Below are 24,136 nucleotides of genomic sequence, written 5' to 3'. Positions count from 1 at the left end.
GAGCGTGATTCGAGTGCTGGTGGCCGAAGACCACACCATTGTCCGTGAAGGTATCAAGCAGTTGATCGGCCTGGCCAAGGACATGCAGGTGGCGGGGGAGGCCGGTAATGGCGAGCAGTTGCTCGAAACCCTGCGGCACACGCCGTGCGAGGTGGTGTTGCTGGATATCTCGATGCCGGGGGTGAATGGGCTGGAAGCGATCCCGCGGATCCGTGCGTTGCACGACGCTCCGGCAATCCTGATGCTGTCGATGCACGACGAGGCACAGATGGCGGCGCGGGCGTTGAAGGCTGGCGCGGCGGGTTATGCCACCAAGGACAGCGACCCGGCGCTGTTGCTGACCGCGATTCGCCGGGTGGCGGGTGGCGGGCGTTATATCGACCCGTCGCTGGCCGACCGTATGGTGTTCGAAGTGGGCCTGACCGAGTCTCGGCCATTGCACACGCTGCTGTCGGAGCGGGAGTTCTCGGTGTTCGAGCGCCTGGCTCAGGGCGCCAACGTCAACGACATTGCCCAGCAACTGGCGCTGTCGAGCAAGACCATCAGCACCCACAAAGCGCGCTTGATGCAAAAACTGAAGGTGAACTCGCTGGCGGAGCTGGTGAAGTACGCCATGGAGCACAAGCTGGTCTGATTGCGACAATGAGTGGTTTCGCGGTCCTTGTGAGAGCGGCCTTGTGTCGCGAAAGGGCCGCATAGCGGCCCCTTTGTTTCAGCGCTTTCGCTTGAATTGTGGGGGGGCTTCGTAGCCCTTTCGCGGCACAAGGCCGCTCCGGCAAGGACTGCGGCAGTGTCCTGAAAGCGTCATCTTTGTAGGGCAATCCCTACAGCGAATCTTCCATCCGGATGATGGCATTCTCTCAGCACCCCCGATTTTCGGGCGCTTGCGCCTCTTCTACTCTTTTGCCTACGCAGTCATCCAACAAGAAGGTGCAGGCATGAGCGAGGCGAAGTCGAACGCTGCAACCAGCGAAACGCTGGTCAGCTTCCGTGGTGTGCAGAAGAGCTACGACGGCGAGTCGCTGATCGTCAAAGACCTCAACCTGGATATCCGCAAGGGCGAGTTCCTTACCCTGCTTGGCCCGTCCGGCTCCGGTAAAACCACCAGCCTGATGATGCTGGCCGGTTTTGAAACCCCCACCGCCGGTGAAATCCAGCTGGCCGGGCGCTCGATCAACAACGTGCCGCCGCACAAGCGCGATATCGGCATGGTGTTCCAGAACTACGCGCTGTTCCCGCATATGACCGTGGCCGAGAACCTGGCCTTTCCGCTGACCGTGCGCAATCTGAGCAAGACCGACATCAGCGAGCGGGTCAAGCGCGTGCTGAACATGGTCCAGCTCGATGCCTTCGCCAAACGCTACCCCGGCCAGCTGTCCGGCGGCCAGCAACAGCGTGTGGCGCTGGCCCGGGCGCTGGTGTTCGAGCCGCAGCTGGTGCTGATGGACGAACCGCTTGGTGCGCTGGACAAGCAGCTGCGTGAACACATGCAGATGGAGATCAAGCACATTCACCAGCGCCTGGGTGTGACCGTGGTGTACGTGACCCACGACCAGGGCGAAGCGCTGACCATGTCCGACCGCGTGGCGGTGTTCCACCAGGGCGAAATCCAGCAGATTGCCGACCCGCGCACGCTGTATGAAGAGCCCTGCAATACCTTCGTCGCCAACTTCATCGGCGAAAACAACCGCATCAACGGCACCCTGCTGGCCAGCGATGGCAAACGCTGCCAGGTGCAGTTGCCGCGCGGTGAACGGGTCGAGGCGCTGGCGGTGAACGTCGGCCAGGCCGGCGAGCCGGTAACCCTGTCGATTCGCCCGGAGCGTGTGCGCCTGAACGGCCACAGCGAAAGCTGCGTCAACCGCTTCTCTGGCCGGGTGGCCGAGTTCATTTACCTGGGCGACCACGTGCGGGTGCGCCTGGAAGTTTGCGGCAAGGGCGACTTCTTCGTGAAACAGCCGATTGCCGAGCTCGACCCGGCATTGGCCGTGGGCGATGTGGTACCGCTGGGCTGGGAGGTGGAGCACGCCCGCGCGCTCGATCCGATTGCCGAAGCCCATTGATGGATTGCTTCACCAACCCTGTACTGTGGAGAGAATAATAATGCGCAAGCAGTTGAAACTGACCGCCCTGGCCCTGGGGCTGTTCGCCGCTGGCCAGGCCATGGCCGCGGACCTCACCGTGATCTCGTTCGGGGGCGCCAACAAGGCTGCCCAGGTCAAAGCGTTCTACGAGCCATGGGAAAAGGCGGGTAATGGCAAGATCGTCGCAGGCGAGTACAACGGCGAAATGGCCAAGGTCAAGGCGATGGTGGACACCAAGAGCGTGTCGTGGAACCTGGTAGAGGTCGAGTCGCCGGAGTTGGCGCGCGGTTGCGATGAGGGCATGTTCGAAGAACTCGACCCGGCACTGTTCGGCGATGACGCCGACTATGTACCTGGGGCCATCCAGCCTTGCGGCGTAGGCTTCTTCGTATGGTCCACGGTCATGGCCTACAACGCCGACAAGCTCAAGACCGCCCCCACCAGCTGGGCCGACTTCTGGGACACCAAGCAGTTCCCGGGCAAGCGTGGCCTGCGCAAGGGCGCCAAGTACACGATGGAATTCGCACTGATGGCCGATGGCGTTGCGCCCAAGGACGTCTACAAAGTGCTGGCCACCAAGGAAGGCCAGGACCGCGCCTTCAAGAAGCTCGATGAACTCAAGCCCAACATCCAGTGGTGGGAAGCTGGCGCGCAGCCACCGCAGTTCCTGGCCTCCGGTGACGTGGTCATGAGTTCTGCCTACAACGGCCGTATTGCCGCTGTGCAGAAGGAAAGCAACCTCAAAGTGGTGTGGAACGGCGGTATCTACGACTTTGATGCCTGGGCGATTCCTAAAGGTGCCAAGAACGCCGAAGAAGCCAAGAAATTCATTGCCTATAGCGTCAAACCCGAGCAGCAGAAGATCTACTCCGAGAACATCGCCTACGGCCCGGCCAACGCCAAGGCCGTGAGCTTGCTGTCGGAAGACGTGAAGAAGGACATGCCGACCACGCCTGAAAACATCGCCAACCAGGTGCAGATCGATGTGGCCTTCTGGGCTGACAACAGCGAGCAGCTGGAGCAACGCTTCAACGCCTGGGCGGCGAAGAAGTAAGGCGCATCAAAGGGGCGCTGGCCGCTGGGTCCGCGCTCCCCGTTTCCCTGTTTCGCGGAGTTCGCCATGGCCATTGCAGTGCCCCTAAAAGAAGGCGCAGGTCCAAGTCTCAAGCAGCGCCTCAAACACGCCGAGCGGGTCAACCGCTGGAAGGCGCAGGCGTTGATCGCGCCGTTGGCGCTGTTTCTTCTGCTGGTGTTCCTGGTGCCGATCGCGGCGCTGCTGTACAAGAGCGTCGGCAACCCGGAAGTGGTCGGTGGCTTGCCACGCACGGTAGACATCATCACCCAGTGGGACGGCAAGAGCCTGCCGGGCGAGGATGTGTACAAGGCACTGAGCCAGGACCTGGCCGAATCGCGCAAGAACCAGACCCTTGGCGACCTTTCCAAGCGCTTGAACATGGAGCTGGCTGGCTACCGCAGCTTGTTGACCAAGACAGCCCGGGCACTGCCATTCAAGGCTGAGCCTGCCTCTTACAAAGACGCTTTGCAGGCCGTTGACGAGCGTTGGGGCGACCCGGCCTACTGGCAGGCCATACGCCGCAATACCAGTTCGGTGACTTCTTTTTACCTGCTGGCCTCTGTCGACCACCGTATCGACGACCTTGGCGAACTGGCCAAGGCCACCCCGGACCAGGCCATTTACCTGGATATCTTCGCCCGCACCCTGTGGATGGGTGTGGTGATTACCGCCATCTGCCTTGTGCTGGCCTATCCGTTGGCCTACCTGTTGGCCAACCTGCCGACCCGCCAGAGCAACCTGCTGATGATCTTGGTACTGCTGCCGTTCTGGACCTCGATCCTGGTGCGGGTGGCGGCGTGGATCGTGCTGCTGCAGTCGGGCGGCCTGATCAACAGTGCGCTGATGGCCATGGGCATCATCGACCAGCCGCTGGAACTGGTGTTCAACCGCACCGGTGTGTACATCTCCATGGTGCACATTCTGCTGCCGTTCATGATTCTGCCGCTGTACAGCGTGATGAAGGGCATTTCGCCCAGCTATATGCGCGCGGCGATCTCGCTGGGGTGCCACCCGTTCGCCAGCTTCTGGCGGGTGTACTTCCCGCAGACCTATGCCGGCGTTGGCGCGGGGTGCCTGCTGGTGTTCATCCTGGCCATCGGCTACTACATCACCCCGGCGCTGCTCGGCAGCCCGAACGACCAGATGGTCAGCTACTTCGTCGCTTTCTATACCAACACCAGCATCAACTGGGGCATGGCCACCGCGCTGGGCGGGCTGCTGCTGCTGGCGACTGTGCTGTTGTACTTGATCTATAGCTGGCTGGTCGGCGCCAGCCGCCTGCGCCTGAGCTGAGGAGCCTGTCATGCTGAGCCCATACATGTCGCCCGTGGAACGGGTCTGGTTCTATAGCCTGCGCATTCTTTGTGGCTTGATCCTGCTGTTCCTGATCTTGCCGGTGCTGGTGATCGTGCCGCTGTCGTTCAACAGTGGCAGCTTCCTGGTGTACCCGCTGCAGGGCTTCTCGCTGCAGTGGTATCAGGACTTCTTCGGCTCGGCCGAGTGGATGCGGGCGTTGAAGAACAGCATCATCGTCGCCCCGGCGGCCACGGTGCTGGCCATGGTGTTCGGCACCCTGGCGGCCATCGGGCTGACCCGTGGCGACTTCCCCGGCAAGTCGCTGGTGATGGCGCTGGTGATATCGCCAATGGTGGTCCCGGTGGTGATCATCGGGGTCGCCAGTTACCTGTTCTTCGCCCCACTGGGCATGGGCAACAGTTTTACCTCGCTGATTCTGGTGCATGCGGTGCTGGGTGTGCCGTTCGTCATCATTACCGTGTCGGCAACCTTGCAGGGCTTCAACTACAACCTGGTGCGTGCGGCGGCCAGCCTGGGTGCCTCGCCGCTGCTGACCTTCCGCCGAGTGACCCTGCCACTGATTGCACCCGGTGTTATCTCGGGCGCGCTGTTCGCCTTTGCCACTTCGTTTGACGAAGTGGTGGTAACACTGTTTCTGGCCGGGCCGGAGCAGGCGACCCTGCCGCGGCAGATGTTCAGCGGTATCCGCGAAAACCTCAGCCCGACCATTGCTGCGGCGGCAACCTTGCTGATTGCTTTCTCGGTGGTGTTGCTGCTGACCCTGGAGTGGCTGCGTGGGCGCAGCGAGAAGCTGAGGACCCAACAGCCGGCCTGATGAGGAGGTGCCTGTACCGGCCTCTTCGCGGCGTTAGCCACGAAGAGGCCGGTACAGGTTGAAACAGCTGGTCGACATGGATTGATACCAATCAGCCTCTATCCGTTTCCCTGAGTTACAATGCGCGCCACCGTGATTCTGCCAACAGGTGCGCCATGCAGCCCTACGCTATTGCCCCCTCCATTCTCTCCGCCGATTTTGCCCGCCTGGGTGAGGACGTCGACAAGGTATTGGCTGCGGGTGCAGACATCGTTCACTTCGATGTCATGGACAACCACTATGTCCCCAACCTGACCATTGGTCCGATGGTTTGCACCGCCCTGCGCAAGTACGGCGTCACCGCGCCGATCGACGTGCACCTGATGGTCAGCCCCGTCGACCGTATCATCGGCGACTTCATCGAAGCCGGCGCCACCTACATCACCTTCCACCCGGAAGCCACACAGCACATCGACCGTTCGCTGCAACTGATCAAGGACGGTGGTTGCAAGGCTGGCCTGGTGTTCAACCCGGCCACCAGCCTGGACGCCCTGAAGTATGTGATGGACAAAATCGACATGGTGTTGCTGATGAGCGTCAACCCAGGCTTTGGCGGGCAAAAGTTCATCCCCGGCACCCTCGACAAACTGCGCGAAGCGCGTGCGCTGATCGACGCCAGTGGCCGTGATATCCGCCTGGAAATCGACGGCGGCGTGAACGTCAACAACATCCGCGAGATCGCTGCCGCTGGCGCTGACACCTTCGTGGCTGGCTCGGCGATCTTCAACGCCCCGGACTACCAGGAAGTCATCGCCAAGATGCGCGCCGAACTGGCCCTGGCCCGCCCATGAGTGGCTTCGAGCAGCTGTTCCCGGGGACGCTGCCGAGGCTGGTGATGTTCGATCTGGACGGTACCCTGATCGACTCCGTGCCAGACCTGGCCGCCGCCGTGGACCGTATGCTGCTCGAACTGGGGCGCCCGCCTGCAGGCCTTGAGGCCGTGCGCCACTGGGTTGGTAATGGTGCCCAGGTGCTGGTGCGTCGGGCGTTGGCCGGAGGCATCGACCACACCACAGTGGACGACGCCCTGGCCGAGCAGGCGCTGGCGCTGTTCATGGACGCCTATGCCGAAAGCCATGAGCTGACGGTGGTCTACCCCGGCGTGCGGGACACCCTGCGCTGGCTGCGCAAGCAGGGTGTGGAGATGGCGCTGATTACCAACAAGCCTGAGCGCTTCGTTGGCCCGCTGCTGGACCAGATGAAGATCGGCAACTACTTCCGCTGGATCATCGGCGGTGACACCCTGCCGCAGAAGAAGCCCGACCCGGCGGCGCTGCTGTTCGTCATGCAGATGGCCGGTGTTACTCCGCAGCAGTCGCTGTTTGTCGGCGATTCGCGCAGTGACGTGCTGGCCGCCAAGGCAGCTGGTGTGCAATGCGTGGGCCTGACCTACGGCTACAACCATGGCCGGCCGATCAACGACGAATCCCCCAACCTGGTGATCGACGATCTGCGCGCTTTGCTGCCTGGTTGCGCAGACCCGGCCACTGGGATAACGTTGGCGAACCTTCAAGCCTCACAAGACAGAGAGCCCACCGTGGTGGTTACCGGCAAATTCTGGATGAAAGTCATCAAGGCCCTGGCCCGTTGGCGTTGGCGCGCCTGACTTTTGCCTGCCGGCGCGTGCCGGCCCGTCCGTTTGCCTGACCTACTGCTGCTTGCCACGAGGCTACTCATGAACCGCGAAGAATTCCTGCGCCTGGCCGCTGCCGGCTACAACCGCATTCCTTTGGCCTGCGAAACCCTGGCCGACTTCGACACGCCGCTGTCGATCTACCTGAAACTGGCTGACCAACCCAACTCGTACCTGCTCGAATCGGTGCAGGGCGGCGAGAAGTGGGGCCGTTACTCGATGATCGGCTTGCCGTCGCGCACGGTGATGCGTGTGCATGGCTACCACGTCAGCATCCTGCAGGATGGCGTGGAAGTGGAAAGCCACGATGTCGAAGACCCGCTGGCGTTCGTTGAAACCTTCAAGGACCGCTACAAGGTTGCCGACATTCCCGGCCTGCCGCGTTTCAACGGCGGCCTGGTCGGCTACTTCGGCTACGACTGCGTGCGTTATGTGGAAAAGCGCCTGGGCGCCAGCCCCAACCCGGACCCGCTGGGCGTGCCGGATATCCTGCTGATGGTGTCCGACGCGGTGGTGGTATTCGACAACCTGGCGGGCAAGATGCACGCCATCGTGCTGGTTGACCCGGCCGAGGAGCAGGCCTTCGAACAGGGCCAGGCACGCCTTCAAGGCTTGCTCGAAACCCTGCGTCAGCCGATCACCCCGCGCCGTGGCCTGGACCTGAGCGGCCCACAGGTCGACGAACCGGAGTTCCGCTCCAGCTATACCCGTGAGGATTACGAGAACGCGGTCGGCCGTATCAAGGAATATATTCTGGCCGGTGACTGCATGCAGGTGGTGCCGTCACAGCGCATGTCGATCGACTTCAAGGCTGCGCCTATCGACCTGTACCGCGCGCTGCGCTGCTTCAACCCGACGCCGTACATGTACTTCTTCAACTTCGGTGACTTCCATGTGGTCGGCAGCTCGCCCGAGGTGCTGGTACGTGTCGAGGACAACCTGGTCACCGTGCGCCCAATCGCCGGCACCCGCCCGCGCGGCGCCACCGAAGAGGCCGACCGCGCCCTGGAAGACGACCTGCTGTCGGACGACAAGGAAATTGCCGAGCACTTGATGCTGATCGACCTGGGCCGCAACGACGTGGGCCGTGTGTCTTCGACCGGCAGCGTGCGCCTGACCGAGAAGATGGTCATCGAGCGTTATTCCAACGTGATGCACATCGTCTCCAACGTCACCGGCCAACTGCGTGAAGGGCTGACGGCGATGGATGCACTGCGGGCGATCCTGCCGGCTGGCACCCTGTCGGGTGCACCGAAAATCCGCGCGATGGAAATCATCGACGAACTGGAGCCGGTCAAGCGTGGAGTTTACGGTGGTGCAGTCGGCTACTTTGCCTGGAACGGCAACATGGATACCGCGATTGCCATCCGTACTGCCGTGATCAAGGACGGTGAACTGCATGTGCAAGCCGGTGGTGGCATTGTTGCCGACTCGGTACCGGCGCTGGAATGGGAAGAAACCATCAACAAGCGCCGAGCGATGTTCCGCGCGGTGGCGCTGGCCGAGCAGACGTTGACCAAATAAATGGATTGGGGCCGCAATGCGGCCCCATCCATTCAGAAGTCCACGCTCACCCCCAGGCTCACCCCCTGCTGCGTCAACTCATCACTCTTGCGCCAGTTGTAGTTCCCACGCACATGCACCCCCGCCACCAGTTCATGGCTCACCCCAAGGCTCGCTCGGGTCAGGTCGCTGTGTGGCGTATACCCGGTCAGGGTGAAGTCATTGGCCGGCAAGCGGGTCAGGTGCATCGTCACATCCTGCTGGTCGTCCTCGAACTCGTGTTCCTGCGCCACCTCGGCGAACAACCGGGTACTTGGCATTACCTGCACACTACCCAGCAACCCCACGCCTAGCCGACGTGACGTGCGTTCCTGGTCATCGAAGCCCAGTGCCGTCGAGCGCCCGCTTTTCTCGTCGTAGCCATCCACTTTCACCCGCGCATAGTCGGCACTGATGAAGGGTGCCAGCTGCCAGTCGCTGCTGTCGGCCGCCAGGTTGTAGCCCAGGCGCCCGGACATCGCCCAGGCCTCGCCGTCGGTGTCGCCCTTTTCGCTACGGCCATTCACGCCCAGGGCGAAGGTGCGTTTCAGGTCACTGTAGTCCAGGTGCCCGGCGGTCAGCGCGGCATCGGCCCACCAGCGGTCCTGGCGGTATTGGGCAAAGGCACTGGCCAGGTAGCTGTTCAGTTTGTAGTCCGAGTCTTGGTCGCCGACTTCCAGCTTCTGTCGGTATGCACCACCGGCGAGGCCCACGCGCCAGGCGTCGTTCAGGCGATAGCTGCCGCCCACAGTCAGGTTGTAGCCACGTCCATCGCCGCTGGCCGCGCTGTGCTGGCCGTCGAAGTCCAGGTCCTGGGCGCCAGTGGCGACAAAGGCTTGCCACTGACCTACGGCTTGCCAGGGTGTCTGCCACTGGTTGCGCAATTCATCCTGGTGGGCGCGCAGGCTGGCATGGGCCATTTCTGGCAGCAGGGTCAGCTCCCAAGGTGCGGAAATGATCGAATAGGCGTAGTCGGCAATCAGTTGCTGGCCCGCGATGGTCGGGTGCACCGAGTCGTTGAACAGTAGTTTGGTTGGGTCGGGGGTGGTGCCGGTGATGCCATATACCGGGTTGGCCACACAACCTTCGCCGCTGTAGCAAGTACCGACCAGGTTCTGATCGCTGGCGAGGCCGAACTGGTTGGGGCTGGCCAATGCCTCGCTCAGCAGCAAGGGAACGTTCAGCGGGATGATCTCGGCATCGATCTGCCCCAGTCGGCTGAGCAGCGACTGGTTGAAGGCGCCAGACAGCAATGACAGCGGGTTTTGTTGTGGCGTACCACTGAAGTTCGGTGTTTGGCCGAGGTCGGGCAGCAGCCAGACCATGATGTAGCGGGCGCCGCCTTGTTGCAGGGCCTGGGCGCTGGCAGCCAAGCGGGCGCCAGCGGCGATGGCATCGGCCGGGCTGTTGACCAGGCCCTGCAGGAAGTCATTGCCGCCGCCGGTCAGGTAGTACAGCGCGTTGGGGTCGGCACGCAGGCCATTGGCCAGGTAGCCCGGCTTTTCACGCAGTACCTGCCCGGCGCCGGTGCGCCCCGGTGGGATGACTGTTTCGGATGTGCTGGTGATCGAGTCCAGGATCTGTTGGGTCGTGTAGCCGCCGACTGCCCAGTTGTTGCCGTCGGGAAGCCCTAATGCCGGGTTGAGAGGCGAGGTAGAAGGACCCAGCTCGATCGGGCTCACCCCCAGCCGTCCGCCCAGGATCATTGGCGACACGGGGGCATAATTGCCATCGGCATCGCGGTTGGTAAAGCGCATGCCGCCGAACTGCCCGGCGTCACTGAGGCTGTCACCAAACACGATCAAGGTGGAATAGGGCGAGGGGGCAGCGAATGCCTGGCTGCAAGCTAAGGCCAGTGAAGCGAGAGTAAAGCGCAATAACGGGGCTTTTCGCATCAGGGAACATCCTTTTCTTTGTTTTTATTGGGACAACCCCATCGACCTTAGCAAATCGCTGTGCATCGCTCCCAAGTCCATTCGTTTCCCCGTGTTTACGGGCATATTGCGCCCGTCGCCCCGGTAGGCTACTGTGCCGGGACGTATGAGCGAGACCTATCCTGTGTTGATCGTCAGCAAACTCTTGATGCGCGTAATCAAGGCCCACGCCCGTTGGCGTTGGCGCGCCTGACTTTATCCCCTGCCGGCCCGTCCGGCCCGCCCCCGTTTGCCTTCCCGTTTACCGCCCTTTGTGGCAAAGCCGCGCCTGTGGCTGGTGCTGGAAGGTTCGAATTCTGAAGTCAGTAGATTCAAGAGGTTTAACACCATGTTACTGATGATCGACAATTACGACTCATTCACTTACAACGTCGTTCAGTACCTTGGCGAGCTGGGCGCCGAGGTCAAGGTCATTCGCAATGACGAAATGACCATCGCCCAGATCGAAGCCCTCAACCCTGAGCGCATCGTCGTATCCCCAGGCCCGTGCACGCCAAGCGAGGCGGGCGTGTCCATCGAGGCTATCCTGCATTTTGCCGGTAAGCTGCCGATCCTCGGCGTATGCCTGGGTCACCAGTCCATCGGCCAGGCTTTTGGCGGCGACGTGGTACGTGCACGCCAGGTCATGCATGGCAAGACCAGCCCGGTACATCACCGCGACCTGGGCGTGTTCGCCGGCCTTAACAACCCGCTGACCGTGACCCGTTATCACTCGCTGGTGGTAAAGCGCGAGACCTTGCCCGACTGCCTGGAGGTGACCGCCTGGACTGCCCATGAGGACGGTTCGGTCGATGAGATCATGGGCCTGCGCCATAAAACGTTGAATATCGAAGGGGTACAGTTCCACCCCGAGTCGATCTTGACCGAGCAGGGCCACGAGCTGTTCGCCAACTTCCTCAAGCAGACCGGCGGCCGCCGCTAAGGATCGAACATGGATATCAAGAGCGCGTTGGCCCGTATCGTCGGCCACCTGGACCTCTCTACCGAAGAAATGCGCGATGTCATGCGCCAGATCATGACCGGCCAATGCAGCGAGGCGCAGATCGGCGCCTTCCTGATGGGTATGCGCATGAAAAGTGAAAGCATCGACGAGATTGTCGGTGCGGTGTCGGTGATGCGTGAGCTGGCCGACAAGGTTGAACTCAAAAGCCTCGATGGTGTGGTCGACATCGTCGGCACCGGCGGCGATGGCGCCAATATCTTCAACGTCTCCACTGCTTCCGCGTTCGTCCTGGCGGCGGCGGGTTGCACGGTCGCCAAGCACGGTAACCGCGCGGTGTCCGGCAAGAGCGGCAGTGCCGACTTGCTGGAAGCGGCCGGCATCTATCTGAACCTGACGCCAACCCAAGTGGCCCGCTGCATTGACAGCCTGGGCATCGGCTTCATGTTCGCGCAAAGCCATCATTCGGCGATGAAGCATGCCGCTGGCCCGCGTCGCGAGCTGGGGTTGCGCACCCTGTTCAACATGCTCGGCCCGCTTACGAATCCGGCCGGAGTGAAGCACCAGGTGGTCGGCGTGTTTGCCCAGGCCCTGTGCCGCCCGTTGGCCGAGGTACTGCAGCGTCTGGGTAGCAAGCATGTGTTGGTGGTGCACTCGAAGGACGGCCTGGATGAGTTCAGCCTGGCTGCACCCACCTTCGTTGCCGAACTGAAGAACGACGAAATCACCGAATACTGGGTCGAGCCGGAAGACCTCGGCATGAAGAGCCAGAGTTTGCATGGCCTTGCCGTCGACAACCCGCAGGCGTCGCTGGAGCTGATCCGCGATGCGTTGGGCCGCCGCAAGACCGAAAACGGCCAGAAGGCTGCGGAAATGATCGTGCTCAATGCGGGCGCGGCACTGTATGCCGCCGATCATGCAATGACCCTGGCTCAAGGTGTGGAGCTGGCCCACGACGTACTGCACACCGGGCTGGCCTGGGAGAAGCTGCAGGAACTGGGTGCGTTTACTGCAGTATTCAAGGTGGAGAACGAAGCATGAGTGTGCCGACAGTGCTGGAAAGGATCATTGCCCGCAAGTTTCAGGAAGTGGCCGAGCGCAGCGCACGCGTCAGCCTTGCCGAGCTGGAGGCCCTGGCCAAGGCCGCCGATGCTCCGCGTGGCTTTGCCAACGCGCTGATCGAGCAGGCCAAGCGCAAGCAGCCGGCGGTGATTGCTGAAATCAAGAAGGCCTCGCCGAGCAAAGGCGTGATCCGCGAGCACTTTGTGCCGGCGGAAATCGCGGTCAGCTACGAGAAGGGTGGCGCTACCTGCCTGTCGGTGCTGACCGATGTCGATTACTTCCAGGGTGCCGATGTGTACCTGCAGCAGGCTCGCGCAGCAGTTTCCTTGCCGGTAATCCGCAAGGACTTCATGGTCGACCCTTACCAGATCGTCGAAGCCCGGGCCTTGGGCGCGGACTGCGTGCTACTGATCGTGTCGGCGCTGGACGACGTAAAGATGGCCGAACTGGCCGCCACTGCCAAGGATGTCGGCCTTGATGTGCTAGTGGAAGTGCATGATGGCGATGAGCTGGAGCGCGCCTTGAAAACCCTCGACACGCCGCTGGTTGGGGTGAACAACCGTAACCTGCACACCTTTGAGGTGAGCCTGGAAACCACCCTCGACCTGCTGCCGCGCATTCCGCGTGATCGCTTGGCGATTACCGAGAGCGGTATTCTCAACCGAGCGGACGTGGAACTGATGGCGATCAACGAGGTTTACTCGTTCCTGGTCGGCGAAGCGTTCATGCGTGCCGAACAGCCAGGCCTGGAACTGCAACGGTTGTTCTTCCCAGAACAGGTGAAGAAAACTGTACAGCCATTGGACTGATCAAACGAAGCCGGCGTTCTTGCCGGCTTTTTTGTATGCCTGTAATGGCCCTTTCGCGGGTAAACCCGCTCCCACACAGGATGTTCACCGCCTGTAGGACCTGTGATATCCCCGTGGGAGCGGTTTTACCCGCGAAAGGGCCATCAACAACAATATCAAAGGTGGATCAATGAGCGATCAACCCCTGGCCTTGACCGTCGAACAAGGCCTGCACGCCGAACAGGAACTGCTGGCCGCCGTCTGCCGTGGCGAACGCGAGAGTGGCGTGCTGTTCTGGCGGCCGACCGATCACGCTCTGGTCATGCCTCGACGCATGAGCCGGCTGGACAACTTCGAGGCCGCCTGCGCGGAGTTGGCAATTGCCGGCTGGCCGGTACTGTTGCGTGAAACGGGTGGTGAGCCGGTGCCGCAGTCGCATTCGACGGTAAACGTTGCACTGGTCTACGCCGCCCCGCGCAGTGAAGGCGACCACGGTCGCATCGAAAATGCCTACGAGCGCCTGTGCCTGCCGCTGTGCGATGTGCTGCGCGAGTGGGGCGGGGTAGCATCGGTGGGGGAAATCGACGGGGCCTTCTGCGATGGCCGCTACAACGTCAACCTCAATGGCCGCAAACTGGTGGGCACCGCCCAGCGCTGGCGCCAGGGTTTGGGGGGCAAGCGCCCGGTGGTGCTGGTGCACGGTGCGCTGCTGCTGGACAACGAGCGTGAGTCGATGGTGGCGGCGGTCAACCGCTTCAACGAATGCTGCGAGCTGGAGCAACGCTGCCGCGCCGATGCGCACATTGCCTTGCACGAAGTGGCGCCCGCGGTGCCCTGGTTCGAGCGCCTTTCACAGGCCTACGCCAAGGTGCTGGCCGAGCTGCCCAAGGACTAGCGGGTACCGTAGACCACCATGGTCTTGCCTTTCACCTGTACCAGGCTGCGCTCTTCGAGGTCCTTGAGGACGCGGCCGACCATTTCCCGCGAGCAACCGACGATACGGCCGATTTCCTGCCGGGTAATCTTGATCTGCATGCCATCGGGATGGGTCATGGCGTCGGGTTGCTTGCACAGTTCCAGCAGGCAACGGGCTACTCGACCGGTCACGTCGAAGAATGCCAAGTCGCCGACTTTGCGCGTAGTGTTGCGTAGGCGCTGGGCCATCTGGCTGCCCAGGGCGTAGAGAATTTCTGGGTCCTGGCGCGCCAGTTCGCGAAACTTCTCGTAGCTGATTTCGGCCACTTCGCACTCGGTTTTGGCGCGCACCCAGGCACTGCGCTGCTGTTCGCCCTCGACGGGCTCGAACAGGCCCAGCTCGCCAAAGAAATCGCCATTGTTAAGGTAGGCGATGATCATTTCATGGCCGTCATCGTCCTCGATGAGGATGGTGACCGAACCCTTGATGATGAACGACAGAGTCTCGGCCCGGTCGCCGGCGCAGATGATGTTGCTTTTGGCGGTGTAGCGGCGGCGCTGGCAGTGCACCAGCAACTTGTCGATGTTCTTGATCTTGGCGGGTAGGGCGGAGGCAACCATCACGAAATCCTGTTCGATACGAGGCATAGGCTTTTTTTAGAGGTTGGCTGACGGCAAGCGCCAGTCATTTGGCGCCAGCTTATCAGACACTACGGGATGTTTCGGTATTAAACCGACACGTCTCGTGCTTTTCCCACAGCCGCACAAGGTCTAAGCTGACACCCTTTTCCGAAAATCAGGAGTCCGGGTAGATGAAGGCACGTATCCAGTGGGCCGGTGAAGCAATGTTTCTCGGCGAGTCGGGGAGCGGCCATGTCGTCGTGATGGACGGCCCGCCCGAGGCCGGCGGTCGCAACCTGGGTGTGCGCCCGATGGAAATGCTGTTGCTGGGCCTGGGTGGTTGCAGCAGTTTTGACGTGGTGAGCATTCTGAAAAAGTCGCGCCAGGCGGTGGAAAGCTGCGAGGCGTTCCTGGAGGCGGAACGCGCCAGCGAAGACCCGAAGGTGTTCACCAAGATTCACATGAACTTCGTGGTGAAAGGGCGTGGGCTGAAAGAAGCGCAGGTCAAGCGGGCGGTGGAGCTGTCGGCAGAGAAGTACTGCTCGGCTTCGATCATGCTCGAGCGTGCCGGGGTTGAGATTACCCATGGCTACGAGATTGTAGAACTGGGTTAAAGCTGAGATTTTGGGGCCGCTTCGCGGCCCATCGCGACACAAGGCCGCTCCTACAGGGGAACGCGTACTTCCTGTAGGAGCGGCCCCGACACTATCAGCTCCGAAGCGCGGGCAGTGCAGCTTGCACCCACCCCGGCAACCACCTTCGCATCACTTGGCTCAACCGCTCCCGCCGCTTCTGGTAAACCAGCCCCAGCCAGATAACCCCCAGCCCGATCAAGGTCACCACCACCGGGAACAGCAGCGACTCGGCAAACACCTCGTACGACAGGTACCCCAGGTAAGCCGCCACCCCCAGCGCACCAAACACCATGAACACCGGCCGGCGCAGCAGCACCGCCATGCCCATCAGCACAATGTTGATCAGGCAGTACAGGGCCTTGCCCAACTCACTGCCACTGTCCACCAGTGTCAGTCCGCCCCAGAATGCCGCCAGCCCGGACAGGTAGCCCCAGCGGGCGTAGTCCTCACGCGTGCGGCCGTCTATCACCAGGAACACCACCAGCAAGGCCAACCCGAACCACAGCGAAACCTCTCGGCGCTGCTCCCAGCTGAACGGTGAGCCGAAGAACCACTCGCTCAGGTCCATCGACATGAACCACAAGGCCACGGCTATCGGCATGACCACAAACGGGTAGGGGATCAGCCGCAGCATCAGCAACCCGGCCAGCACCGTGGCCGCTTCCATCGCCAGCCAGCCGCCTTGCACGTAGGTGTAGTACTGGTGGTAGTTGGCCTGGGCGTCGTCCAGTGGCCACCAGCCTGCCAGGCGTTCGATGGCGAACACTGCCAGCGGCACGATGCTGACCGCCAATGCTGCCAGTACCCCGGCAGCTACCGGTTGGGCGCGGCGCTGCAGGTTGAGGGCGAACAGGGTGATCAGCAGGATGTAGAGGGTGGCGATGATCAACAGCGCGCCATCACCGATGCTCATCCAGGCCTCGGTGAGCAACCAGCCCATGGCCGCCATGATCAACATGGCGCCAAAGTAGAAGGCAACATGGGCCAGCTGAAAACTGCCACGTGGTGCCGGTTGCTGGCGCAGGAATGCCAACAAGGTCTGGTCCTGGCCCGGTTGAAGAATGCCAGCGTGTACTGCGCGTGCCAGGTCCTTGGCGTCGAAACGGTCCGTCATGGTGATGCCTTCAGATGCGGTAGGTGCTCTTGGTCATGACCTTGGCCAGCAAGCTCATGCCAAAACGGACCGGAGCCGGGAAGCGATAACCACCGGCTTCCAGTGCAGACTCGGCGTGCTGCTCTTCGTCGATGCGCATCTGCTCGAGAATGGCCCGGGATTTTTCATCTTCGTGCGGGATCTGCTCCAGGTGCTCGTCGAGGTGCTTGCACACTTGATGCTCGGTAGCGGCGACGAAGCCCAGGCTGACCTTGTCGCTGACCAGCCCGGCGAGTGCGCCGATGCCGAACGACATGCCATAGAAAAGAGGGTTGAGCACACTCGGGTGGCTGTTCAGCTGGCGAATCCGCTGTTCGCACCAGGCCAGGTGGTCGATTTCTTCCTCGGCGGCATGCTCCATGGCCTTGCGCACTTCGGGCAGCTTGGCGGTCAGTGCCTGGCCCTGGTACAGCGCTTGGGCGCAGACTTCACCGGTGTGGTTGATGCGCATGAGCCCGGCAATGTGGCGGGATTGTTGCTCGTCCAGGTCGGCGTCTGGCTGGATGATGGCCGGCGATGGGCGGGCGGGTTGGCCGCTGAAGGGCAGCAAGGTGCGCATGGCGGTATCGGCCTGCAGCAACAAGCGGTCGAGCGGCGAGTAGTGACGTTCGGTAGCCATCGGGCACCTCCGCAAGAATGTGCCCGACAGTTTACCGCAATAGCAGCGGGGTCGCTTGCCGTGGATCAGCCCGGTGGCCAGTTCATCTGGCGCTGGCCAAGCACGTGCATATGGATGTGGTAGACCGTCTGGCCGCCTTTCGGGTTGCAGTTCATGACCACGCGGAAGCCCTCTTCGCAGCCTTGCTCGACCGCTAGGCGTTGGGCAGTGAAGAGGATGTGGCCAGCCAGGGCCTTGTCTTCTTCGGTCAGGTCATTGAGCGTACGAATGTGCTTTTTCGGGATGACCAGAAAATGTACCGGTGCCGCGGGTGCAATGTCCTTGAAGGCCAGGATCTGGTCGTCTTCGTAGATGATATCCGCCGGGATTTCCCGGTTGATGATTTTGAGGAATAGATCGTCCACAGCACTTGCTCCATGGTGAGGGTCGGGCCGAGTGTACTCAGCCGGGCGCCGCTCGCCCAGTGGCTATTCCATGCCGACCGGGCAATAGCGGCGGTGGATGGCCCCGGCCAGCTTGCGCACCAACCAGCGTGGCAGCAGGCGCGGGGCGAATGCCAGCCAGCGGTTGCGCCGGCCGGGCATGATCAGCGCGCGGTTCTTGTCCAGTGCGCGGACGGTGTACAGCGCTACTTCCTCGGGGCTGAGGCAGCGCGGTTTGCCGTCGAGCCGCGCAATGCGCCGGCGCGCGGAACGCACTGGGCCGGGGCACAGTACCGAGACCTTGATGCCGGTGCGCTTGAGCTCTTCGCGAAGCGCCTGGGAAAAACTCAGTACATACGCCTTGCTGGCGGTATAGGCTGCCATCCACGGGCCGGGTGCCATCCCGGCCAGGCCGGCGACGTTGAGGATCTGCCCGCCGCCCTGCACGGCCATCAGGTTGCCGATGGCGTGGCACAGGCGGCTCAGGGCCAGCACGTTGACCTCCAGCAGGTCTTGCTCGTCGGCCCACTCATGGGCCAGGAACGGCCCGTAGGTGCGTAACCCCGCGCAGTTGACCAGCAGGTCGATACGCCGTTCGCCTTCTTCCAGTTCCAGTACGAAGCCAGACAGGCGCAGCGGCTGGCTGAGGTCGCAGGCGCGGAACAGCACCTCGACCCCGAAGCGCTGGGTAAGCTCGATGGCTACAGGCTCCAGTGTTTCTCGCTGACGTGCTACCAGGATCAGGTTGCGCCCACGCCGTGCCAGCGCTTCCGCCAGGGCCAGGCCCAGGCCGCTGGAAGCACCAGTGATCATGGCGTAACGGGTCATGCAAGGCTCCTGGGGGCTAAAGAGGGCGCCTAGTGTACAGCTTGGCCGGGCAAGGTGTTGCCTTTTGCTACAAGGTGCGGATGCGCAGAACCTGGCAGCGCTCCAAGGCTTCCCGGTACTCCTTTTGGAGCCGTTCGATCAATTCAGTGGTGCTGGGCAGGTCATGGATTTCGCCGACGCCCTGGCCCGCCGACCATACGGTCTTCCAGGCTTTAGCCTCGTCGTCGATCGGCTTGAGCTTGCCTTGCTCGTGGCCGCTCTTGAGGGCATTCATGTCATAGCCGGCCTGCTCCAGGCTCGAACGCAGGAAGCTGGCAGGGATGCCGGACACTGCCGGGGTGTGGATGATGTCGGCGGCATGGGCATCGAGCAGCATCTGCTTGTAGGCATCCTGGGCGTGGCTTTCTGCGGTGGCGATGAAGCGCGTGCCCATGTAGGCCAGATCGGCGCCCAGCAATTGTGCCGCGAGGATTTCGTGGCCGTGGTTGATGCAACCAGCCAGCAGCAGGGTCTTGTCGAAAAACTGACGAATTTCCGCTGCCAGGGCGAACGGGCTCCAGGTGCCGGCGTGGCCACCCGCACCTGCGGCGACGGCGATCAGGCCATCGACACCTGCTTCGGCGGCTTTCTCGGCATGGCGGCGAGTGGTGACATCGTGGAACACCAGGCCGCCATAGCCATGCACGGCGTCGACCACTTCCTTTACCGCCCCCAGGCTGGTGATGACGATCGGCACGCGATGTTCTACGCACAAGGCCAGGTCGGCCTGCAGGCGTGGGTTGGTCGGGTGCACGATCAGGTTGACGGCATAGGGGGCTGGCGCCTGCAATTGCGTCAGGCCCGCCTCGATCTCCTCCAGCCAGGCCTTGAAACCGGCGCTGTCGCGCTGGTTAAGGGCCGGGAAACTGCCGACCACACCGCTGGCGCAGCAGGCCAGCACCAGTTTGGGGTTGGAGATCAGGAACATCGGCGCCGCGACCACAGGCAGGCGCAAGCGTTGTTCGAGCAAGGCAGGTAACGACATGGCAAGGCTCCTTGAGCGGGTGGCTATGTCAGAACGGTTTGACCACCACCAGAATTACGATACCCAGCAGGAACAGCACGGGCACTTCGTTGAACCAGCGATAGTAGACGTGGCTGCGGGTATTGGTGCCGCTGGCGAAGCGTTTGCGTTGGGCACCGCATACGTGATGGTAGCCGGTCAGCAGGATCACCAGGGTCAGCTTGGCATGCAGCCAGCCTTGGCTCAGCCAGCCGGGGGTGAGGTACAGCATCCAGGCGCCGAACACGTAGGTGGCGATCATCGCCGGGTTCATGATGCCGCGGTACAGCTTACGCTCCATGGTGATGAAGCGTTCCTGGCTGATGCTGTCCTGGCTCTGGGCGTGGTAGACGAACAGCCGCGGCAGGTAGAACAGGCCGGCGAACCAGCAGACCACGCTGACGATGTGCAGCGCTTTGATCCATAGGTAAAGCATGGAGGGAGTTCCTTCAGGTATTCACGGTCGTCAGATAGTAGTGGTCAAGCGCCCGAAGGGTCACCCGAAGAGTTGTTACAGGCGCCTTGCGCCCCTATTATCGTGCGCTTTCCAGACGGCTCGTTGATAAGGGGCAAGCGTTATGATCAAGGTCGGTATCGTCGGCGGCACGGGTTACACCGGCGTCGAACTGTTGCGTCTGCTGGCACAGCATCCACAGGCCGAAGTGGCGGTCATCACTTCGCGCTCCGAGGCGGGCGTGGCGGTGGCGGACATGTACCCGAACCTGCGCGGCCATTATGACGGGCTGGCCTTCAGCGTGCCCGACAGCAAGGCCCTGGCTGCTTGCGATGTGGTGTTCTTTGCTACCCCGCATGGTGTTGCCCACGCCCTGGCAGGTGAACTGCTGGCGGCTGGCACGAAGGTGATCGACCTGTCGGCCGACTTCCGCCTGCAGGATGCCGCCGAGTGGGGCAAGTGGTATGGCCAGCCGCACGGTGCGCCAGAACTGCTCAAGGATGCGGTGTACGGCCTGCCTGAAGTCAACCGCGAGAAGATCCGCCAGGCACGCCTGATCGCGGTGCCGGGTTGCTACCCGACCGCAACCCAGTTGGGCTTCCTGCCGCTGCTGGAAGCGGGCCTGGCCGACCCGTCGCGCCTGATCGCTGATTGCAAGTCGGGTGTCAGCGGTGCTGGCCGTGGTGCTGCGGTCGGTTCGCTGTTCTGTGAGGCTGGCGAAAGCATGAAGGCCTACGCAGTGAAAGGTCACCGTCATCTGCCTGAAATCAGCCAGGGCCTGCGCCTGGCTGCTGGCAAGGACATCGGCCTTACCTTCGTGCCGCACCTGACGCCGATGATCCGGGGTATCCACGCCACCCTGTACGCGAATGTTGTCGATACGTCGGTCGACCTCCAGGCGTTATTCGAAAAGCGTTATGCCGACGAGCCGTTCGTCGACGTGATGCCCGCTGGCAGTCACCCGGAAACACGCAGCGTGCGCGGCGCCAACGTCTGCCGCATTGCCGTTCATCGCCCGCAGGGTGGTGACCTGGTGGTGGTGCTGTCGGTAATCGACAACCTGGTCAAGGGGGCCTCTGGCCAGGCGGTACAGAACCTCAACATCCTGTTCGGCCTGGATGAGCGCATGGGCCTGTCCCATGCCGGCTTGCTGCCTTAATCACCCTGCGTTCGAAAAAGGCCCGCGTCGTGCGGGCCTTTTTGCATGTCGCGACTAAAGCCGCACAATTCTTGACCGATTTTCTCGGGAAAGCGGATAATGCGCGTCATCGAGTTTTATGGCGGCTACCGCGCCGGGAGAATCAACATGAGCGTCGAAACCTTCACCCCTACCGGTCTGGAGTTTACCCATGGGGCAGCCCAGAAGGTGAAGAACCTGGTCAATGAGGAAGGTAATGAACGTCTGAAGCTGCGGGTGTTCGTGACCGGTGGCGGTTGCTCGGGCTTCCAGTACGGCTTCACTTTCGATGAAGACGTGGCCGAAGACGACACCATTGTCGAGCGAGAGGGCGTTTCCCTGGTGGTCGACCCGATGAGCTTTCAGTACCTGGCCGGCGCCGAAGTGGACTACCAGGAAGGCCTGGAAGGGTCGCGCTTCGTCATCAAGAACCCGAATGCGGCCACCACCTGTGGTTGCGGGTCGTCGTTCTCGATCTGAGGCCTGGCCAAAACGAAACGCCGCGCAATTGCGCGGCGTTTTGCTGTCTGGCGTAGCGATTATGCCGGGTAGATTGCGCCCAGTACCCGCAGGCCCTTGGCTGCAGTGACGCTGGGGCGGTTGGCGGCGATGCCCTCCAGGCAGCAGTGGGCCAGCCAGGCAAAGGCCATGGCCTCGACCCAGTCAGGATCTACGCCATGGGCGCCGGTGCTGGCGACACGGGCCCTGGGTAGCAGCTGGGCGAGGCGGGCCATCAGGGCGCCGTTACGTGCGCCACCCCCGCACACCAACAACGCTTCGGTGCCCTGCTGGGCACTGCCGAGTGAGTCGATGATGCTGCGAGCGGTAAGCTCCAGCAACGTCGCCTGTACATCTTCGTCCTGGTAAGCGGGCAGGTGCGCCAGGTGGCCATCCAGCCAAAGCAGGTTGAACACCTCGCGGCCGGTGCTTTTCGGGCCGCTACCGGCGAAGAATGGGTCGGCGAGCAATGCGTTGAGCAAGCCAGCCTGTACCACCCCCGAGGCCGCCCAGGCACCGTCGGCATCGTAGGCCTGACCGCGCTTGCGTTCGATCCAGGCATCCAGCAGCACGTTACCGGGGCCGCAGTCGAAGCCGTGAACCGGCTTGTCCTGTTCGATCAGGCTCAGGTTGCTGAAGCCGCCCACGTTCAGGATCGCCAGGCGCTGGCCCAGGTGCCCGAACAGGGTTTCGTGAAACGCCGGTACCAGCGGCGCACCTTGGCCACTGGCAGCCACATCACGCCGCCGGAAGTCGGCAACCACGCTGATACCGGTAAGCTCGGCGAGCAGCGCCGGGTTGCCGATCTGCACGGTAAACCCGCGTGCGGGTTCGTGGCGGATGGTCTGACCGTGGCTGCCGATAGCGCGAATGGCACTGGCCTGGAGCCCCTGACGGGCCAGCAACTGGCGGATACCATCGCCCGCCAGGCTGGCCCAGCGGTTTTCTGCCAATGCCGCACGTGCGATCTCGTCAGGGCCACTGCTGCACAGGGCAAGCAGTTCCTGACGCAGGTCACTGGGCATGGGCAGGTAAAGGGTGGCGAGCAGTTCAAGCTGCTCGCTTTGTTCGATCAAGGCGATGTCCAGCCCATCGAGGCTGGTGCCGGACATTACCCCCAGGTAGAGCGCCATGGTTTAGCGCTTGTTCGCTGCGAGCAGAGTGGCCTTTTCCTGATCCATGCGGGCGATCAGCGGCTGACTCTGCTGCAGGAAGCGCTGGCGCTCGTTCTTGGCGATCGGGTCGGCCATTGGTACCTTCTGGCTCAGCGGGTCGACGTGCACACCGTTGACCTGGAACTCGTAGTGCAGGTGCGGCCCGGTGGACAGGCCGGTGGTACCGATGTAGCCAATGATCTGGCCCTGCTTGACCGAACTGCCGGTCTTGATGCCCTTGGCAAAGCCTTGCATATGGCCGTACAGCGTCTTGTAGCGGTTGCCGTGTTGGATGATCACGGTATTGCCGTAGCCACCACGGCGCCCGGCCAGTTCGATGCGGCCGTCACCGGCAGCCTTGATCGGCGTACCGCGCGGGGCAGCGTAGTCTACGCCTTTGTGGGCGCGAATCTTGTTCAGGATTGGGTGCTTGCGGCCAGCGGAAAAGCGCGAGCTGATGCGAGCGAAGTCGACCGGGGTACGGATGAAGGCCTTGCGCAGGCTGTTGCCGTCTGCGGTGTAGTAGGTACTGTTGCCCTGCTTGTTGGTATAACGCACGGCGGTGTAGGTTTTGCCGCGGTTGGTAAAGCGGGCGGACAGGATGTTGCCGGTGCCGACGACCTTGCCGTCCATCACCTTCTGCTCGTAGACCACGTCGAACTCGTCGCCTGGGCGAATATCCTGGGCAAAGTCGATGTCGTAGCCCAATACGCGAGCCATGTCCATGGTCATGCTGTGGGACAGGCCGGCACGCTGGGCCGAGGCCGACAGCGAGCTCTTGATCACACCGTGGGCGTAGGCGGTACGCACCACCGGCTTGCTGATTTCGCGGTTGAAGGCATAGCCCTTGGCGGTCTTGGTCAGGCGAATGGTTTCGAGGTTGCTGACCTTGCTGTGCAGGCTGGCCAGTTGGCCATCCTTGTCGAGTTCGAACTGCAGCACTTGACCGTGCTTGAGCTGGCTGAACTGCTTGGCCTGCTTGTTACTTGCCAGCACGTCATGCACGGCATTGGCCGGCAGCCCAACCTTGGCGAACAGCGTGGACAGAGTATCGCCACGGGCCACGGTAACCTCGCGGTGGCCAGGTTCCTTGGCGGCTTCTGCGACGGGTTCGGCGGTGGGGGTTTGCTGTTCGGCCTTCTGGGTTTCGGGGGCAGCGTCTTCGATCTGGGCGAAAGGCGAGCCTTGCTCTCCTTCTGCCTGCACCAGCGGCGCTGCGCGGGATTCGTCTTTCAGCTGCTCGGCAGGGCTTTCCAGCTCGAGGTTGAGGGTGGTTTTCTTGGCTTCCACTTCGCTGGAGGGAAATACCAGCAAAGCCAGGCTGAGCAGGGCGGCGATGCCGCTGGCGGCCAACAGATGGCTCTTCGGATAAAGCGGGGGCGCTTTAGGC

The 24,136-nt window shown here is 62.3% G+C and carries 25 protein-coding genes (1 of these 25 only partly in view); 15 read left to right on the top strand and 10 right to left on the bottom strand.

Features of this window, described 5'->3' with window-relative positions:
• The first annotated feature begins 4 nt into the window (after positions 1-4).
• The 8 genes from Q9451_RS28690 (at position 5) to trpE (ending at position 8,486) form a co-directional block, all read left to right on the top strand.
• Complete coding sequence (locus Q9451_RS28690) at positions 5-634, top strand: response regulator transcription factor (protein WP_003255549.1); 630 nt, start codon at positions 5-7, stop codon at positions 632-634.
• 304 nt (positions 635-938) lie between these two features.
• Positions 939-2,063 (top strand): ABC transporter ATP-binding protein, encoded by a 1,125-nt coding sequence (locus Q9451_RS28685; protein ID WP_012270208.1) that lies wholly within the window; start codon positions 939-941, stop codon positions 2,061-2,063.
• A 40-nt stretch (positions 2,064-2,103) separates the two neighbouring features.
• Positions 2,104-3,138, top strand: a complete 1,035-nt coding sequence (locus Q9451_RS28680; protein WP_012270209.1) for an ABC transporter substrate-binding protein — start codon at positions 2,104-2,106, stop codon at positions 3,136-3,138.
• Positions 3,139-3,204: 66 nt separating this feature from the next.
• Positions 3,205-4,452, top strand: coding sequence for an ABC transporter permease (locus tag Q9451_RS28675; RefSeq protein ID WP_012270210.1), 1,248 nt, complete (start codon positions 3,205-3,207; stop codon positions 4,450-4,452).
• 10 nt (positions 4,453-4,462) lie between these two features.
• The gene (locus Q9451_RS28670) at positions 4,463-5,290 is read left to right on the top strand and encodes an ABC transporter permease (RefSeq protein WP_003260880.1); all 828 of its coding nucleotides are present in this window, start codon (positions 4,463-4,465) and stop codon (positions 5,288-5,290) included.
• A gap of 155 nt (positions 5,291-5,445) precedes the next feature.
• Positions 5,446-6,120 (top strand): ribulose-phosphate 3-epimerase, encoded by a 675-nt coding sequence (rpe, locus tag Q9451_RS28665; protein WP_003255539.1) that lies wholly within the window; start codon positions 5,446-5,448, stop codon positions 6,118-6,120.
• Complete coding sequence (locus tag Q9451_RS28660) at positions 6,117-6,935, top strand: phosphoglycolate phosphatase (RefSeq protein WP_012270211.1); 819 nt, start codon at positions 6,117-6,119, stop codon at positions 6,933-6,935. The genes rpe and Q9451_RS28660 overlap by 4 nt, the downstream gene beginning before the upstream one ends.
• Positions 6,936-7,004: 69 nt before the next feature.
• Positions 7,005-8,486: an anthranilate synthase component I gene (gene trpE, locus Q9451_RS28655; RefSeq protein WP_012270212.1), complete on the top strand. Its 1,482-nt coding sequence runs from the start codon at positions 7,005-7,007 to the stop codon at positions 8,484-8,486.
• Between the two features lie 32 nt (positions 8,487-8,518).
• On the opposite strand, the gene estP is transcribed toward trpE, so the two are convergent.
• The gene (gene estP / locus Q9451_RS28650) at positions 8,519-10,399 is read right to left on the bottom strand and encodes an esterase EstP (RefSeq protein ID WP_012270213.1); all 1,881 of its coding nucleotides are present in this window, start codon (positions 10,397-10,399) and stop codon (positions 8,519-8,521) included.
• A gap of 367 nt (positions 10,400-10,766) precedes the next feature.
• Here estP and Q9451_RS28645 point away from each other — a divergent pair, with 367 nt between their 5' ends.
• The 4 genes from Q9451_RS28645 (at position 10,767) to Q9451_RS28630 (ending at position 14,123) form a co-directional block, all read left to right on the top strand.
• Complete coding sequence (locus Q9451_RS28645) at positions 10,767-11,360, top strand: aminodeoxychorismate/anthranilate synthase component II (protein WP_012270214.1); 594 nt, start codon at positions 10,767-10,769, stop codon at positions 11,358-11,360.
• A gap of 9 nt (positions 11,361-11,369) precedes the next feature.
• Positions 11,370-12,419: an anthranilate phosphoribosyltransferase gene (trpD, locus tag Q9451_RS28640; RefSeq protein WP_012270215.1), complete on the top strand. Its 1,050-nt coding sequence runs from the start codon at positions 11,370-11,372 to the stop codon at positions 12,417-12,419.
• Entirely contained in the window at positions 12,416-13,249 is an 834-nt protein-coding gene (trpC, locus tag Q9451_RS28635) for an indole-3-glycerol phosphate synthase TrpC (protein WP_012270216.1), read from the top strand. Before trpD ends, trpC begins: the two co-directional genes overlap by 4 nt.
• Before the next feature lie 169 nt (positions 13,250-13,418).
• Complete coding sequence (locus Q9451_RS28630; RefSeq protein WP_012270217.1) at positions 13,419-14,123, top strand: lipoate--protein ligase family protein; 705 nt, start codon at positions 13,419-13,421, stop codon at positions 14,121-14,123.
• On the opposite strand, the gene crp is transcribed toward Q9451_RS28630, so the two are convergent.
• Positions 14,120-14,764, bottom strand: coding sequence for a cAMP-activated global transcriptional regulator CRP (gene crp, locus Q9451_RS28625; RefSeq protein WP_012270218.1), 645 nt, complete (start codon positions 14,762-14,764; stop codon positions 14,120-14,122). The genes Q9451_RS28630 and crp overlap by 4 nt on opposite strands.
• Positions 14,765-14,955: 191 nt before the next feature.
• Here crp and Q9451_RS28620 point away from each other — a divergent pair, with 191 nt between their 5' ends.
• Positions 14,956-15,378 carry an OsmC family protein gene (locus Q9451_RS28620; protein WP_004376171.1) on the top strand — a complete coding sequence of 141 codons (423 nt, stop codon included), beginning with the start codon at positions 14,956-14,958 and terminating at the stop codon, positions 15,376-15,378.
• Positions 15,379-15,472: 94 nt separating this feature from the next.
• Here Q9451_RS28620 and Q9451_RS28615 read toward each other — a convergent pair whose 3' ends face one another.
• From Q9451_RS28615 to hemJ, 6 genes are all read right to left on the bottom strand, one after another.
• Positions 15,473-16,513, bottom strand: a complete 1,041-nt coding sequence (locus Q9451_RS28615; RefSeq protein ID WP_345960828.1) for a DUF2157 domain-containing protein — start codon at positions 16,511-16,513, stop codon at positions 15,473-15,475.
• 10 nt (positions 16,514-16,523) lie between these two features.
• The gene (gene coq7 / locus Q9451_RS28610) at positions 16,524-17,171 is read right to left on the bottom strand and encodes a 2-polyprenyl-3-methyl-6-methoxy-1,4-benzoquinone monooxygenase (protein WP_012270220.1); all 648 of its coding nucleotides are present in this window, start codon (positions 17,169-17,171) and stop codon (positions 16,524-16,526) included.
• A gap of 65 nt (positions 17,172-17,236) precedes the next feature.
• Positions 17,237-17,575: a histidine triad nucleotide-binding protein gene (locus tag Q9451_RS28605; RefSeq protein ID WP_003255518.1), complete on the bottom strand. Its 339-nt coding sequence runs from the start codon at positions 17,573-17,575 to the stop codon at positions 17,237-17,239.
• Positions 17,576-17,638: 63 nt separating this feature from the next.
• A complete protein-coding gene (locus tag Q9451_RS28600; RefSeq protein ID WP_012270221.1) occupies positions 17,639-18,421 on the bottom strand; it encodes an SDR family oxidoreductase in 783 nt (260 codons plus the stop codon).
• Positions 18,422-18,488: 67 nt separating this feature from the next.
• The gene (locus Q9451_RS28595) at positions 18,489-19,445 is read right to left on the bottom strand and encodes a nitronate monooxygenase family protein (RefSeq protein ID WP_012270222.1); all 957 of its coding nucleotides are present in this window, start codon (positions 19,443-19,445) and stop codon (positions 18,489-18,491) included.
• A 28-nt stretch (positions 19,446-19,473) separates the two neighbouring features.
• Complete coding sequence (hemJ, locus tag Q9451_RS28590; RefSeq protein WP_012270223.1) at positions 19,474-19,899, bottom strand: protoporphyrinogen oxidase HemJ; 426 nt, start codon at positions 19,897-19,899, stop codon at positions 19,474-19,476.
• A 142-nt stretch (positions 19,900-20,041) separates the two neighbouring features.
• On the opposite strand from hemJ, the gene argC reads away from it, so the two are divergent.
• Both argC and erpA read left to right on the top strand, forming a co-directional pair.
• Complete coding sequence (argC, locus tag Q9451_RS28585; RefSeq protein WP_012270224.1) at positions 20,042-21,076, top strand: N-acetyl-gamma-glutamyl-phosphate reductase; 1,035 nt, start codon at positions 20,042-20,044, stop codon at positions 21,074-21,076.
• 147 nt (positions 21,077-21,223) lie between these two features.
• Positions 21,224-21,574, top strand: coding sequence for an iron-sulfur cluster insertion protein ErpA (gene erpA, locus Q9451_RS28580; RefSeq protein WP_003255511.1), 351 nt, complete (start codon positions 21,224-21,226; stop codon positions 21,572-21,574).
• A gap of 59 nt (positions 21,575-21,633) precedes the next feature.
• Here the strand turns inward: erpA and Q9451_RS28575 are convergent, their stop codons facing one another.
• Both Q9451_RS28575 and Q9451_RS28570 read right to left on the bottom strand, forming a co-directional pair.
• Positions 21,634-22,725 carry an anhydro-N-acetylmuramic acid kinase gene (locus Q9451_RS28575; RefSeq protein ID WP_012270225.1) on the bottom strand — a complete coding sequence of 364 codons (1,092 nt, stop codon included), beginning with the start codon at positions 22,723-22,725 and terminating at the stop codon, positions 21,634-21,636.
• Between the two features lie 3 nt (positions 22,726-22,728).
• Positions 22,729-24,136 carry the 3' portion of a peptidoglycan DD-metalloendopeptidase family protein gene (locus Q9451_RS28570; protein ID WP_012270226.1) on the bottom strand. It continues 14 nt past the right edge of the window, so the window shows 1,408 of its 1,422 coding nt (coding positions 15-1,422); the start codon falls outside the window, past its right edge — the gene reads right to left on this strand; the stop codon is at positions 22,729-22,731.

It is taken from the genome of Pseudomonas sp. NY8896 (assembly GCF_039634505.1).
The sequence above is the reverse complement of the archived record's forward strand: the minus strand, read 5'-3'. Positions and strand labels throughout refer to the sequence as shown.